This window comes from Pseudomonas sp. KK4, from assembly GCF_001984065.1.
GTDB lineage: Bacteria > Pseudomonadota > Gammaproteobacteria > Pseudomonadales > Pseudomonadaceae > Aquipseudomonas.
Map to the genome: position 1 here is coordinate 48,182 of NZ_LYVP01000004.1, position 13,486 is coordinate 61,667.

Sequence of the window (13,486 nt, forward strand, 5' to 3'; positions counted from 1 at the left end):
GCCGAGCCCCGCCGCGCTCCCCTACGCACGGACGATCGCCAACATGTTGATTACCCAAGCATTGACAGCCGTTGCTCTGACCGTTGCAGCCTCCGCCATTTTTCCACTGGCCAGTCACGCGCAGTCGAAAGTCAGTCCCGAAGAAGCCCACAGCATTGGCATCGATGCCTACGTCTATTTTTACCCGCTGTTGACCATGGACATCACGCGAAAGCAGTTCACCAACATCGAGCCGGGCAAGGCATTCGGCAAGGGACCCATGAACATGTTCGTGAGCGTGCCGGAGTATCCGCCGGCAAGCTTCAAGGGCGTGGTGCGTTCGAATTTCGACACGCTGTATTCCATCGCCTGGCTCGACTTGACCAAGGAACCGCTGGTGATTGCCGCACCGGACACCGCCGGGCGCTTCTACCTGTTGCCGATGCTCGACATGTGGAGTGACGTGTTCGCCTCGCCGGGCTGGCGTACCACGGGCACCGGGGCCGCGCAGTTTCTGGTGACGCCGCCGGGCTGGACCGGCACGGTGCCGGCCGGGTTGCAGCACTTGCCTGCACCGACGCCTTACGTGTGGATCATCGGCCGTACCAAAACCGATGGCGCCGCTGATTATGCGGCGGTGCACAAGATTCAGGCCGGCTATACGGTGACGCCGTTGTCGCGGCTCGGTAAAGATCCTGAGCCGGTCACCGTCAAGATCGACCCGGCGGTGGACATGCAGACGCCACCGAAGATTCAGGTCGACACCCTGCCAGTCGGCAAATATTTCGCCTACGCCGCCGAGTTGCTCAAGGTGCATCCGGCCCACAGTACCGATCAGCCGATCCTGGCGCAGATGCGACGGATCGGCATCGAACCTGGCAAGCCGTTCGACATGGAAGCGTTGGACCCGGATATCAAGGCGGCGCTGCAGAACGTGCCGCAGGACGCGCAGGCGCTGATGAAGTGGAAAGTCGACACCCTGGCGCGGGTGGCCAATGGCTGGTCCATGAACACCGATACCGTAGGCGTATACGGCAACTACTATCTCAAGCGGGCCATCGTGGCCCAGGTCGGATTGGGCGCCAATTTGCCCGAGGATGCGATTTATCCGTTGAACCTGGGTGATGCCAATGGCAAGGCGCTCGATGGCGCGAACAAGTATGTGCTGCACTTCGACAAGGGCGAGGTGCCGCCGGTGAACGCGTTCTGGTCGATCACACTGTACGACCCGGAGGGCTTCCAGGTCGCCAACGGGCTCAATCGCTTTGCCGTCAGCAGTTGGATGCCGTTCAAAACCAATGCCGATGGGTCACTGGATATCTACTTTCAGAACGAAAGCCCCGGCAAGGATCAAGAAGCCAATTGGCTGCCGGCGCCCAAAGGCCCGTTCAACCTGACCATGCGGCTGTATGGACCAAAAGCCGAGGCTTTGAACGGCAAATGGAATCCGCCACCGATCAAGCAGATGTAAGGGGCGGTCCAATCGCAGCAGCCGACGGTTTACCACCATCGGCTGCCTTTACGCGTTCAGCTGCCTGTACCGCCGCCGGCACCACCGGTACTGCCGCCGGCCGATCCGGTACCGCCACCTGCGCCGGAGCCTGAGTTGGAGCCGCTGGCACCACCGGCACTGCCGGCTGATGATCCAGTGGCGCCACCGTCACCGGCATTGCCGCCCGAGGGCGAGGCGGGGGTGTTGTCCGGCGGCATGACCGGGCCGCTGGTGGCGCCTGATTTAGTGCCTGTCGTGTCGGCCCCGTCGTTGGACGCGGCAATGGCTGTCAGCGAAGCGGCGGATAACAACCCGGCGAGTAGCAGCGATGTGAGTTTGGTATTCATCAGGGTGCCTCTGCAGAAAGTGAGTGGTTACCTGAATTTGGTGCTCAGGGCAGGGCGGTTGGTGCCGGTTGGATGACGAGTGGTTCAATCGCGTGGCCTGACGCAACCACCGTGAGGCAAAGCGGTCCCAACCAGAACACCCCGCCAAACGGACCGCTGGCCATGAAAAAGCTGAAAATCGCGACCTTCAACGTCAACGGCATGCGCGCCCGATTGCCCAACCTGTTGGCGTGGCTTGAGCGCGAGAAACCCGACATTGCCTGTTTGCAGGAACTCAAGTCGGTGGACAGCGCCTTTCCCGCCGCCGAGCTGCAGGCGATCGGCTATGGCGCGGTGTGGCAGGGGCAGTCGTCATGGAACGGAGTGGCGATTCTGGCGCGGGATGCGCAGCCGCTGGAAAGTCGGCGAGGTTTGCCGGGCGATGACAGCGATACCCACAGCCGCTATCTGGAAGCGGCGGTGCATGGCGTGCTGGTCGGCTGTCTGTATTTGCCCAACGGCAACCCGCAACCGGGGCCGAAATTCGATTACAAACTGGCGTGGTTCGAGCGACTGATCCGCTATGCGCAGACGTTGCAGAGCAGCGAACATCCGGTGGTGCTGGCCGGTGACTACAACGTGGTGCCTACCGATAGGGACATCTACAACCCGCGTTCCTGGCTCAAGGATGCGTTGCTGCAACCGGAAAGCCGCGAGTGTTATCAGCGCCTGCTGGATCAGGGTTGGACTGATTCACTGCGCCATCTGTACCCCGAAGAGCGCATCTATACCTTCTGGGATTATTTTCGCCAGCACTGGCAAAAGAACTCCGGGCTGCGCATCGATCATCTGCTGCTCAACCCGGCCTTGAGTCCGTACTTGCAGGAGGCTGGCGTGGATGCCTGGGTGCGTAATGAAGAGCACGCCAGCGATCATGCGCCGACCTGGATTCAATTGGGTTCACGCAAGCGCCGCTAGTGGATGGGCGGGGCGATTGGTGAAATCAATTGTCGGTGGCGCCGGCTCATCCTTTATACATAGGGCCCATTGACGGAGCGATCCGCCCTGCGTGCAAAAGGATTGAACGATGAGCGAGCCACGCCTGACCAACCCCACCCTGTACCTGCAGCGCCTGGGCTTCGATGCGCCCCCGCCACCCACACTTGAAACCCTGCGCCAGTTGCAGTTCCGCCACACCGGCGCTTTCCCTTTTGAAAACCTTGCGACGCTGTCGGGCGAACCGGTGTGGATCGACTTGCCATCGATCGAGCGCAAAGTGCTGCATGACGGGCGCGGTGGTTATTGCTACGAACTCAACAATTTGTACCTGGCCTTGCTTCAAACGCTGGGTTTTGACGCGCGGGGTATCAGCGGTCGCGTGGTCATTGGGCAACCGGAAGGTGCCTGGCCTGCCCGCACCCATCGCCTGAGCTTGGTGACTCTGGACGACGAGCGCTATATCAGTGACGTCGGCTTCGGCGGCATGGTGCCCACCGCGCCGCTATTGCTGGACAGCCGCGGGGAACAACCCACGCCCCATGAGCCGTATCGCATCGACCAGCACGTGGATGGCTACACCCTTCGCGCGCGGCTAGGAGACGAATGGCGGCAGATGTATATCTTCGATCTGCAGCGCCAGGAAGACATCGATTACGCCGTTGGCAACTGGTATGTCTCGACCCATCCGGAGTCGTCCTTCACCAGGCAACTGATGGTGGCGCGGACCGGGGAGGGCTGGCGGCGTACGCTGAACAATGGCAGTTTCGCGTTACACCGCATCGGGCAGGAAAGTGAACGCCGGGAGGTGGCCGATATTCAGGAACTGATTGCCCTGCTGGATGACGAGTTCGGCATTCGAGTGCCCGAAAATGCGCTGCTGATCCGAACACTGGAAAGGTTGATCGAACTGCAGTAGACGCAATCATCGTGCACACAAAAAAGGGGCAGATTGGATCAATCTGCCCCTTTTTGCGTCAGGGCCGTGCTTCGGGCTCCATCACGCGATGGATCTCCTTAAGTGCTTCGGAAAGTTTTTTCTCCAGCGCTTTCAGTTCGGACGGCGTGATTCGCTTTTTGAGATGCCCGGTAACGCCGGATTCTGCCGTGGAGCCCTGGTCCGCCAGCAAGGCCCGGCGCAAGGTGTTGTTGATTGCGGTCTGGTAACCGTACCCCTCGCTTTCCGCCAGAGCCCGAGCGGCCTCGATGACGACGTCATCGAGCATTATGGTGATGCGGGTTTTGCCTTTGCTCGAGGCAACGGCCCCGCGCTTGGCTTCGCCGAAGTCATATTCGTCTTTCATGGGTCAGGCCTCCTGATACTGGCGGCGCTCATTGTTGCTGGCGCGACGCGCGGAAATGATTCGTACGAAATTCGGATCACGATAGGTGTACGCGACCACCAGCAAATGCCCTTTGCCATCCATTCCTACGGTGACCCAGCGCTGTTCATCATGGTGATCGTCCTGGACAGTCAGGGCACGTTCGTCATGGAACACCGATTCTGTCTCGGCCAGGCTGATGCCGTGTTTGAGTTTGTTGGCCGCGTTCTTTGCCTTGTGGAACTGAATTTCGAATGGCTTCATTATGCATACTTTATATGTATATGAAAGAGGGTGAATACGACCGACGGTCGTCAGGAACTCAAAAGACTAGCGGGCGAGGGAGAATGAGCCGGGAGGATGTATTTCAAGGTTTTGATGAGCGATGGCACACAGTCTGCATGACCGACCGTTCATAATTTGACGTGTAAGTTGTATACAACTCTATGGACATTTGTCCTGACTCTTGCATACAGTGTGCGCATAACAAAAACCAGGGAACCCCCTAACATGAAAACGCCCCATGTTTCACACCAACGGCCCGAAGACGAAAACCTCGGGATCGGCGCGAATATGGCTTACGGCCTGCAACATGTTCTGACCATGTACGGTGGCATCGTCGCGGTGCCTTTGATCATTGGTCAGGCTGCCGGGCTGTCGCCGGCGGACATTGGTTTGTTGATTGCTGCTTCATTGTTTGCGGGGGGGCTGGCCACGTTGCTGCAAACCCTGGGTCTGCCGTTTTTCGGTTGTCAGTTGCCGCTGGTGCAGGGCGTGTCGTTCTCGGGTGTCGCAACCATGGTGGCGATTGTCAGCAGTGGCGGGGAGGGCGGGTTTCAGTCGATTCTGGGGGCGGTGATCGCGGCGTCCCTGATCGGTTTGTTGATCACGCCGGTGTTCTCGCGAATCACCAAATTCTTTCCGCCGCTGGTCACGGGGATCGTGATCACCACCATCGGCCTGACCCTGATGCCGGTGGCCGCACGTTGGGCGATGGGCGGCAACAGCCATTCTCCGGAGTTCGGCAGCATGGCCAACATCGGCCTGGCGGCGGTGACGCTGGTGCTGGTGTTGTTCTTGAGCAAGATCGGCAGCGCGACTATCTCGCGACTGTCGATCCTGCTGGCGATGGTCATCGGCACGATCATCGCGGTGTTTCTCGGCATGGCAGACTTCTCGTCCGTGGCCCAGGGCCCGATGTTCGGATTCCCCACGCCGTTCCATTTCGGCATGCCGACGTTCCACTTCGCGGCGATCCTGTCGATGTGCATCGTGGTCATGGTGACCCTGGTGGAAACCTCGGCGGACATCCTGGCGGTCGGTGAGATCATCGACACCAAGGTCGACTCCAAGCGCCTGGGCAATGGCCTGCGGGCAGACATGCTGTCGAGCATGATCGCGCCGATCTTCGGCTCCTTCACCCAAAGCGCCTTCGCCCAGAACGTCGGGCTGGTGGCGGTGACCGGCATCAAGAGTCGCTATGTGGTCGCCACCGGCGGGCTGTTCCTGGTCATCCTCGGCCTGCTGCCGTTCATGGGGCGGGTCATCGCCGCCGTGCCGACCTCCGTGCTGGGCGGCGCCGGCATCGTGCTGTTCGGCACTGTCGCGGCCAGCGGCATTCGTACGCTGTCTAAGGTTGACTATCGCAACAACGTCAACCTGATCATCGTTGCAACGTCTATCGGCTTCGGCATGATCCCGATCGCTGCACCGAACTTCTACGATCATTTCCCTGGCTGGTTCGCCACCATCTTCCACTCGGGCATCAGCTCTTCGGCGATCATGGCGATCGTGCTCAACCTGACCTTCAACCACCTCACGGCGGGCAACTCCGACCAGCAGTCGGTATTCGCCGCGGGCACCGAACGGGTCCTGCGTTATCAGGACCTGGCGGCATTGCGTGAAGGGGATTACTTCAGCGACGGCAAGCTGCATGACTGCGATGGGAAGGAGATTCCGGTGGTGGAATCGGCCCATGGCGCGGTGGAACCGCGGCCGGTGCTGGCCAAGAGTAGTGAGCATGTCTGACGACTTGTAGCCAGAAGATCAAAAGATCGCAGCCTGCGGCAGCTCCTACACGGGATTGATGCACACCTGTAGGAGCTGCCGCAGGCTGCGATCTTTTGCATTTATGCAGCCCACAAAAAAGCCCCTGAACCTTTCGATTCAGGGGCTTTTCGGTTTTGCTGTCTGGCTCCACGACCTGGACTCGAACCAGGGACCCAGTGATTAACAGTCACTTGCTCTACCAACTGAGCTATCGCGGAATGGCGCCTATGTTACTGATTCAAAAAGAGAAGTCAAGCGTTTGGTAGCGCTCTGGCAAATTCGGTGGGACGGGCGGTGAATTATCGGTGATTGGCGGTTACCAGAACCGCATCGCAGGTCTACCATGGCCGCCCGGAAGTGGTTACACGCGCTACCGGCCCTCAGCCGAAAAGGTATGCGCCATGACTTACACATCCATCCCGTCTGCAAACAGCGAGGTGCTCGCATGAGCATCGCGCAGATCACGCTGCCAAAAGGCGTCGGCCCGCACGCCGAAAAACTGTTCGATGCCATCACTGGGGCAAGCACCGCTGAAGATTTGAACCGTGCCGGTGGCAAGGCCGAGGGCTTTGTCCTGGGCCTGGAAAGCGCTAAAGCGATCAAGAGCCAGATCGCCGAATCGCTCTACGTTGCGTTCGACGATGCTGCCAGCCAGCGTGCGAGCGAATTGGCTTAACTGCCGAAGGTGATCGTGCCCAGCATCAGCTTGGCGTAAAGCGCCGTGGCGCCCAGTTGTACCAGCCACAGGGCCAGGCCGCCGAGGAATACGCCGGCGGCGACTTGCAGCACCAGGTTGTTGCCGCGTTTGGCTGCGGGGGTGCGGGGGATGAAGTCATCCAGGTCGTCGCGGTCGGCGCGTAGGTCATCAATTTTCATATCAGCTCTCTTGGAAATTCAGTACGTGTGAAGTTTAGAGGGATGAGCCTCGGCTTTGAGATTTATCTGAGACAAATAAAAAACGGGAAGCCCTGAGGCTTCCCGTTTTTCGTATCACGGCGCGGTTCAGATCACCTGAACGATGGCATCCGTCACAACCTTGATGTTGCTCTGGTTCAGCGCGGCCACGCAGATACGGCCAGTGTCCAGGGCGTAGATGCCGAACTCGTTGCGCAGGCGGTGAACCTGTTCAACGCTCAGGCCGGAGTAGGAGAACATGCCGCGCTGGCGACCGACGAAGCTGAAATCACGCTGAGGTGCGTTTTTCGCCAGCAGGTCGACCATCTGGGTGCGCATGCCGCGAATCCGCAGGCGCATTTCCGCCAGTTCCGCTTCCCACTGGGCGCGCAGTTCCGGGCTGTTGAGCACGGCAGCCACGATGCTTGCACCGTGGGTCGGCGGGTTGGAGTAGTTGGTGCGGATCACGCGTTTGACTTGCGACAGTACGCGCGCGCTTTCTTCTTTGGATTCGCTGACGATCGACAGGGCGCCTACGCGCTCGCCGTACAGCGAGAAGGATTTGGAGAACGAGCTGGACACGAAGAAGGTCAGGCCCGACTCGGCGAACAGGCGCACGGCAGCGGCGTCTTCGTCGATGCCGTCGCCAAAGCCCTGGTAGGCCATGTCGAGGAAGGGCACGTGCCCCTTGGCTTTAACCACGTCCAGAACGTTTTTCCAATCCGAAGGGCTCAGGTCGACACCGGTCGGGTTGTGGCAGCAGGCGTGCAACACAACGATCGAGCCATTGGGCAGCGCGTTCAGGTCTTCCAGCAGGCCGGCACGGTTCACGTCGTGGGTCGCGGCGTCGTAGTAGCGATAGTTCTGCACCGGGAAACCAGCGGTTTCGAACAGAGCGCGGTGGTTTTCCCAGCTCGGGTCGCTGATCGCCACGATGGCGTTCGGCAGCAGTTGCTTGAGGAAGTCGGCACCGATCTTCAGTGCGCCAGTGCCGCCAACGGCCTGGGTGGTGAGGACACGGCCAGAAGCAATCAGGGGCGAATCATTGCCGAACAGCAGCTTTTGCACGGCCTGGTCATAGGCCGCGATGCCGTCGATTGGCAGGTAGCCACGGGAAGCGTGTTGAGCGACGCGAATCGTCTCGGCTTCGACAACGGCGCGCAGGAGTGGAATTCGCCCCTCCTCGTTGCAATAAACACCGACCCCCAGGTTGACCTTATTGGTACGGGTATCGGCGTTGAATGCTTCGTTGAGGCCCAGGATTGGATCGCGTGGTGCCATTTCGACAGCGGAGAACAGGCTCATTTTTGCGGCGGCTCTGAATGGAGTGTGGAGGGACGTGTCGCGCTCCAGCCGAATGCACTAGAGCGGTGCACAAACGGGGAGCTAGTATAGAGGCCATCCGCGACCCATGGCGACAGACAATTCGGCTTTTACGGCAAGTTTTTCCGATTATTTTTCGACCGTTAGTCGATTGGCGTCGTCAAAGTCTTCAAGGGATGTAGGACGTTTGCCTTGAAAGCGCTGGCAATCGGCTCCACATTGAGCACAATCCAGTTTTTTCCCCGGGCGACTACAGTCGTTTGCGGCCTTTCTCGTTGCTGTCCGGTTTGCCCGGACGGGCGCGACCATGAGGGTATTTCATGTCTGAATTCCAGCTAGTCACCCGCTTCGAGCCCGCCGGCGATCAGCCGGAAGCCATCCGCCTGATGGTCGAGGGTATCGAAGCCGGGTTGGCGCACCAGACGTTGCTAGGTGTGACCGGCTCGGGCAAGACCTTCAGCATCGCCAATGTCATCGCCCAGGTGCAGCGTCCAACCCTGGTGCTGGCGCCGAACAAAACCCTGGCGGCGCAGTTGTACGGCGAATTCAAGGCGTTCTTTCCAAACAACGCGGTCGAATACTTCGTTTCCTACTACGACTATTACCAGCCTGAAGCCTACGTGCCGTCCTCGGACACCTTCATCGAGAAGGACGCCTCGATCAACGACCACATCGAACAGATGCGGCTGTCGGCGACCAAGGCGTTGCTGGAGCGCAAGGACGCAATCATCGTCACCACGGTCTCCTGCATCTATGGTCTGGGCAGCCCGGAAACCTATCTGAAAATGGTGTTGCACGTGGATCGCGGCGACAAGCTCGATCAGCGCGAGCTGCTGCGCCGGCTCGCCGACCTGCAGTACACCCGCAATGACATGGAGTTCGCTCGGGCAACGTTCCGCGTGCGCGGCGATGTGATTGACATTCACCCGGCGGAATCGGATTTCGAGGCGATCCGCATCGAGTTGTTCGATGACGAAGTGGAAAGCCTGTCGGCATTCGACCCGTTGACCGGCGAAGTGCTGCGCAAGCTGCCGCGCTTCACGTTCTACCCGAAAAGCCACTACGTAACGCCCCGGGAAACCCTGATGGGCGCCGTCGAGGGGATCAAGGTCGAGTTGCAGGAGCGTCTGGAATACCTGCGTTCCAACAACAAACTGGTGGAAGCCCAGCGTCTGGAGCAGCGCACCCGTTTCGACCTGGAGATGATCCTCGAGCTGGGTTATTGCAACGGCATCGAAAACTACTCCCGCTATTTATCCGGCCGCGAAGCGGGGGCACCGCCGCCGACCCTTTACGATTACCTGCCAGCGGACGCCTTGCTGGTGATCGACGAATCCCACGTCAGCGTGCCGCAGGTGGGCGCCATGTATAAGGGCGACCGTTCGCGTAAAGAGACGTTGGTGGAATACGGTTTCCGCCTGCCGTCGGCACTGGATAACCGGCCGATGCGTTTTGATGAATGGGAAAGCATCAGCCCGCAGACGATTTTCGTCTCGGCGACGCCGGGCAACTACGAAGCCGAGCACGCCGGGCGCGTGATCGACATGGTGGTGCGCCCGACGGGGCTGGTGGACCCGCAAATCGAGATCCGCCCGGCGCTGACCCAGGTTGACGATTTGCTGTCGGAGATCACCAAGCGCGTGGCCCTGGAGGAGCGTGTGCTGGTCACCACGCTGACCAAGCGCATGGCCGAAGACTTGACCGATTACCTGGCCGACCACGGCGTGCGGGTACGCTACCTGCACTCGGACATCGACACCGTGGAGCGTGTGGAAATCATCCGCGACTTGCGTCTGGGCACCTTCGATGTACTGGTCGGGATCAACTTGCTGCGTGAAGGTCTGGACATGCCAGAGGTGTCGCTGGTGGCCATTCTCGATGCCGACAAGGAAGGCTTCCTGCGTTCCGAGCGCTCGCTGATCCAGACCATCGGCCGGGCGGCGCGTAACCTCAACGGCCGGGCGATTCTCTATGCGGACCGGATCACCGGTTCCATGGAGCGTGCCATCGGCGAAACCGAGCGCCGGCGCGACAAGCAGATCGCCTTCAACCTGGCCAATGGCATCACCCCCAAGGGCGTGTTCAAGGACGTCGCCGACATCATGGAAGGCGCCACGGTGCCGGGCTCGCGCAGCAAGAAGCGCAAAGGCATGGCCAAGGCTGCCGAGGAAAACGCCAAGTACGAAGCCGAGTTGCGCTCGCCGGGTGAAATTGCCAAGCGCATCAAGGCGCTGGAAGAGAAAATGTACCAGCTGGCCCGCGATCTGGAGTTTGAAGCAGCGGCGCAGATGCGCGATGAGATTGCCAAGTTGCGCGAGCGCTTGATTACGGTTTGAGTTTTTGTGTTGTCAGGGCGGGCCCCTTCGCGAGCAAGCTCGCTCCCACAGGGTTTGTGTTGAACACGCTTTATGTGAACACCTTCCATCCTTGTGGGAGCGGGCTTGCTCGCGAAGGGGGCAGCCCGGTCACGACGTAATCAATGTGCTTCCCCTGCCTTGAGCCCCGCCGGCAATGTCTTGGTCAACAACACCGCCAGCATGCTGATCCCTAGCGCAATCCCGACAAAATGGAAGGCATCGTTGTAGGCCATGATCGACGCCTGCTGGTGAGCAATCTCGCTGAGTTTGCCCAGCGCCGCCGTTTCGCTGCCCAGCCTGTCGGTCAGGGACGCCAGGCGTTCGGCCACCTGCGGGTTGCTCGGCACGATGGACTCGCGCAAATAGTCGAAATAGACCTTGGTTCGCGCATCCAGCAGCGTGGCGAGCAGGGCGATGCCGATGGCGCCGCCCAGGTTGCGCAGGATGTTGAACAGGCTCGACGCCGAGCCCGCATCCTGGGGCAGGATGTACGCCGTAGCGATCAACGAGATGGTGACCATGATCAGCGGTTGCCCCAGCGCGCGGATGATCTGGATCTGATTGAACTGCGGTCCGGCGAAGTCCGGGTTCAGCACCCCCGACGAGAAACTCGCCAGACCGAACAGGCCGAAGCCCAGCGTGCACAGCCATTTCGGCGAGACATACTTCATCAGCTTGGGCACCAGCGGAATCAGAAACAGCTGCGGCACGCCCATCCACATGATCACTTCACCGATCTGCAAGGCGTTGTAGTTCTGGATCTGCGCCAGGTACAGCGGCAAGAGGAAAATCGAGCCATACAATCCGACCCCCATCCCGAGGCTGGAAATGCTCGACAGCCCGAAGTTGCGATTGCCCAGGATGCTGAGGTTGATCAGCGGGTTGGGCTTGGAAAACTGCACGATCACAAAGGTGATCAGGCTGATCAGCGCGATGCTGCCCAGGGTCAGGATCAGGTCCGATTCCAGCCAGTCCTTGCGATGGCCTTCCTCCAGGAACACCTGCAAACAGCCAAGCCCGATGCCGAGGGTGACGATCCCGGCGTAGTCGGTGCTCTTGAGCAGTTCCCAGTGCGCTTCTTTCTTTTCCAGACCGTACATCAGGCCGGCGATCATGATCAGGCCGGGCGGGATGTTGATATAGAAGATGTATTCCCAGCCCCAGTTTTCGGTCAGCCAGCCGCCGAGGGTGGGGCCGATGGAGGGAGCGAAGGTCGCGGTCATGGCGAACATCGCCATGCCTTTGGCGCGGTGATGTTCGGGCAACTTGATCAGGGTGAGGGTGAACGCCAGCGGGATCAGGGCGCCGCCGGTGAAGCCCTGCAGCGCGCGAAAGACGATCATGCTTTCCAGGCTCCAGGCCATGGAACACAGCAGCGAGGCGAACAGGAAACCGAGGGACACCCACACCGCCAGGCGCCTGGCCGACAGCAGCTGCACCAGCCACGCGGTCAGCGGGATCATGATGATTTCCGCCACCAGGTAGGAGGTGGAAATCCATGAGCCCTCTTCGAGGGTGGCCGACAGCGCGCCCTGAATGTCCTTGAGCGACGAGTTGGTGATCTGGATGTCGAGCACGGCCATGAAGGCGCCGAGCATCACGCTCATCACCGCGATCCAGTCCCGGCGGGTCGGCTCCCCGACCGGTCGGATCAGTTGATCACCGGCCATCGTCTGGGGCGTCTTTGATGTTCACTTTGGCGGTGACCGACATGCCCGGGCGAATTTTGCCGCGCAACGGATTGTCCGCAGCAAAGGTCAGTTTGACCGGAATCCGTTGTACGACCTTGGTGAAGTTGCCCGTGGCGTTGTCCGGCGGCAGCAGGCTGAACTGCGCGCCCGAGGCGGCGAAGAGGCTGTCGACCCGGGCCTGGATCGGCGTGTCGCCATAAGCGTCGAAGGTCAGTTCGGCTTGCTGGCCGGGCTGCATGTGGCCGATCTGGGTCTCCTTGAAGTTGGCCTGAATCCAGATGTCTTCATCGGGCACGATCGACAGCAGGTAGGCGCCGGCCTGCACGTACTGACCTTCGCGGGCGGCGCGCTGGCCGATCAGGCCGCTGATGGGCGCGTGGATTTCGCTGCGGGTCAGATTCAGCTCGGCCTGGGCCAGGTCGGCTTTGGCATTGGCGATCTGTGCGTCGAGGCGCTTGATCTCGGCATTCAGCGCGTTGACCTGCTGGCGCTGGCCCTGGGCGTCGGCCTGGGCTTTGGTCAATTGAGAGCGGGCGATGTGGTTGTCGGCGGACAGGGTGGTCACTCGTTCTTCCGAGACGTAGCCGGGCTTGCGCAGGGTTTCGGCGCGATTCAGGTCGATCTGCGAGCGGCCGAGACTGGCCTGGCTGGAGGCGACTTGCGCATCGCTGGCGGCGATCAGGCTGGCCTGTTGGGTGAGTTTGCTCTGGGCCTGCAGGCGTTCGGCCTGGCGTGTGGCGAGGGCGGCGTTGGCGCGGTCGACGGCAAGGCGAAAGTCATCGCCTTCGAGCCGGATCAGCAACTGGCCTTTCTCGACGTGCTGGTTGTCCTGCACCAGCACCTGATCGATGCGCGCGCCCAACTGGCTCGATACGCGGGTGATCTCGCCCTGGACATACGCGTTGTCAGTGCTTTCATAAAACCGGCCCTTGAAGAACCAATGGGCAAATAAGCCCCCGGCAATCAGCAGGACGAGCAGCAGGAAAATGGACAGGCGACGCTTGAGTTGGGCAGGCATGGGGCAAACTGTAGTCGAGAATAGGTAAGGGAAGTTATC

Annotated in this window: 13 protein-coding genes and 1 tRNA gene; 6 read left to right on the top strand and 8 right to left on the bottom strand. The window is 60.4% G+C overall.

The window, feature by feature from the left end:
* Nucleotides 1-43 precede the first annotated feature (43 nt).
* Nucleotides 44-1,450 (top strand): DUF1254 domain-containing protein, encoded by a 1,407-nt coding sequence (locus B0W55_RS02460; protein WP_077044456.1) that lies wholly within the window; start codon nt 44-46, stop codon nt 1,448-1,450.
* 56 nt (nt 1,451-1,506) lie between these two features.
* On the opposite strand, the gene B0W55_RS02465 is transcribed toward B0W55_RS02460, so the two are convergent.
* A complete protein-coding gene (locus tag B0W55_RS02465) occupies nt 1,507-1,821 on the bottom strand; it encodes a hypothetical protein (protein WP_077044457.1) in 315 nt (104 codons plus the stop codon).
* A 159-nt stretch (nt 1,822-1,980) separates the two neighbouring features.
* Between B0W55_RS02465 and xth the strand changes: the two genes are divergently transcribed.
* Together xth and B0W55_RS02475 are read left to right on the top strand one after the other, a co-directional pair.
* Nucleotides 1,981-2,775 (top strand): exodeoxyribonuclease III, encoded by a 795-nt coding sequence (gene xth, locus B0W55_RS02470; protein WP_077044458.1) that lies wholly within the window; start codon nt 1,981-1,983, stop codon nt 2,773-2,775.
* 109 nt (nt 2,776-2,884) lie between these two features.
* A complete protein-coding gene (locus tag B0W55_RS02475) occupies nt 2,885-3,712 on the top strand; it encodes an arylamine N-acetyltransferase (RefSeq protein ID WP_077044459.1) in 828 nt (275 codons plus the stop codon).
* A gap of 58 nt (nt 3,713-3,770) precedes the next feature.
* Here B0W55_RS02475 and B0W55_RS02480 read toward each other — a convergent pair whose 3' ends face one another.
* Both B0W55_RS02480 and B0W55_RS02485 read right to left on the bottom strand, forming a co-directional pair.
* Nucleotides 3,771-4,097, bottom strand: a complete 327-nt coding sequence (locus tag B0W55_RS02480; RefSeq protein ID WP_077044460.1) for a BrnA antitoxin family protein — start codon at nt 4,095-4,097, stop codon at nt 3,771-3,773.
* A gap of 3 nt (nt 4,098-4,100) precedes the next feature.
* On the bottom strand, nt 4,101-4,379 hold the full coding sequence (locus tag B0W55_RS02485; RefSeq protein ID WP_077044461.1) for a BrnT family toxin: 279 nt from the start codon (nt 4,377-4,379) through the stop codon (nt 4,101-4,103).
* Nucleotides 4,380-4,625: 246 nt separating this feature from the next.
* On the opposite strand from B0W55_RS02485, the gene B0W55_RS02490 reads away from it, so the two are divergent.
* Nucleotides 4,626-6,143: a nucleobase:cation symporter-2 family protein gene (locus B0W55_RS02490; RefSeq protein ID WP_077044462.1), complete on the top strand. Its 1,518-nt coding sequence runs from the start codon at nt 4,626-4,628 to the stop codon at nt 6,141-6,143.
* Nucleotides 6,144-6,306: 163 nt separating this feature from the next.
* Here B0W55_RS02490 and B0W55_RS02495 read toward each other — a convergent pair.
* Nucleotides 6,307-6,382: transfer RNA gene (locus B0W55_RS02495), tRNA-Asn, on the bottom strand.
* Nucleotides 6,383-6,609: 227 nt separating this feature from the next.
* Here B0W55_RS02495 and B0W55_RS02500 point away from each other — a divergent pair.
* On the top strand, nt 6,610-6,840 hold the full coding sequence (locus B0W55_RS02500; RefSeq protein WP_077044463.1) for a hypothetical protein: 231 nt from the start codon (nt 6,610-6,612) through the stop codon (nt 6,838-6,840).
* On the opposite strand, the gene B0W55_RS02505 is transcribed toward B0W55_RS02500, so the two are convergent.
* Both B0W55_RS02505 and B0W55_RS02510 read right to left on the bottom strand, forming a co-directional pair.
* Nucleotides 6,837-7,040 carry a hypothetical protein gene (locus B0W55_RS02505; protein ID WP_077044464.1) on the bottom strand — a complete coding sequence of 68 codons (204 nt, stop codon included), beginning with the start codon at nt 7,038-7,040 and terminating at the stop codon, nt 6,837-6,839. The two genes, B0W55_RS02500 and B0W55_RS02505, sit on opposite strands and share 4 nt — an antisense overlap.
* A gap of 126 nt (nt 7,041-7,166) precedes the next feature.
* Nucleotides 7,167-8,363: an amino acid aminotransferase gene (locus tag B0W55_RS02510; RefSeq protein WP_077044465.1), complete on the bottom strand. Its 1,197-nt coding sequence runs from the start codon at nt 8,361-8,363 to the stop codon at nt 7,167-7,169.
* A gap of 338 nt (nt 8,364-8,701) precedes the next feature.
* Here B0W55_RS02510 and uvrB point away from each other — a divergent pair, with 338 nt between their 5' ends.
* Complete coding sequence (uvrB, locus tag B0W55_RS02515) at nt 8,702-10,717, top strand: excinuclease ABC subunit UvrB (RefSeq protein ID WP_046817883.1); 2,016 nt, start codon at nt 8,702-8,704, stop codon at nt 10,715-10,717.
* A 140-nt stretch (nt 10,718-10,857) separates the two neighbouring features.
* Here the strand turns inward: uvrB and B0W55_RS02520 are convergent, their stop codons facing one another.
* Nucleotides 10,858-12,348: an MDR family MFS transporter gene (locus B0W55_RS02520; protein WP_175645458.1), complete on the bottom strand. Its 1,491-nt coding sequence runs from the start codon at nt 12,346-12,348 to the stop codon at nt 10,858-10,860.
* 49 nt (nt 12,349-12,397) lie between these two features.
* Entirely contained in the window at nt 12,398-13,447 is a 1,050-nt protein-coding gene (locus B0W55_RS02525; RefSeq protein WP_077044467.1) for an HlyD family secretion protein, read from the bottom strand.
* Between the last annotated feature and the right edge of the window lie 39 nt (nt 13,448-13,486).

Coding starts and splice junctions, on each gene's coding strand:
- B0W55_RS02460 (WP_077044456.1), top strand. CDS start 44: ATGTTGATTACCCAAGCATTGACAGCCGTTGCTCTGACCGTTGCAGCC.
- xth (WP_077044458.1), top strand. CDS start 1,981: ATGAAAAAGCTGAAAATCGCGACCTTCAACGTCAACGGCATGCGCGCC.
- B0W55_RS02475 (WP_077044459.1), top strand. CDS start 2,885: ATGAGCGAGCCACGCCTGACCAACCCCACCCTGTACCTGCAGCGCCTG.
- B0W55_RS02480 (WP_077044460.1), bottom strand. CDS start 4,097: ATGAAAGACGAATATGACTTCGGCGAAGCCAAGCGCGGGGCCGTTGCC.
- B0W55_RS02485 (WP_077044461.1), bottom strand. CDS start 4,379: ATGAAGCCATTCGAAATTCAGTTCCACAAGGCAAAGAACGCGGCCAAC.
- B0W55_RS02490 (WP_077044462.1), top strand. CDS start 4,626: ATGAAAACGCCCCATGTTTCACACCAACGGCCCGAAGACGAAAACCTC.
- B0W55_RS02500 (WP_077044463.1), top strand. CDS start 6,610: ATGAGCATCGCGCAGATCACGCTGCCAAAAGGCGTCGGCCCGCACGCC.
- B0W55_RS02505 (WP_077044464.1), bottom strand. CDS start 7,040: ATGAAAATTGATGACCTACGCGCCGACCGCGACGACCTGGATGACTTC.
- B0W55_RS02510 (WP_077044465.1), bottom strand. CDS start 8,363: ATGAGCCTGTTCTCCGCTGTCGAAATGGCACCACGCGATCCAATCCTG.
- uvrB (WP_046817883.1), top strand. CDS start 8,702: ATGTCTGAATTCCAGCTAGTCACCCGCTTCGAGCCCGCCGGCGATCAG.
- B0W55_RS02525 (WP_077044467.1), bottom strand. CDS start 13,447: ATGCCTGCCCAACTCAAGCGTCGCCTGTCCATTTTCCTGCTGCTCGTC.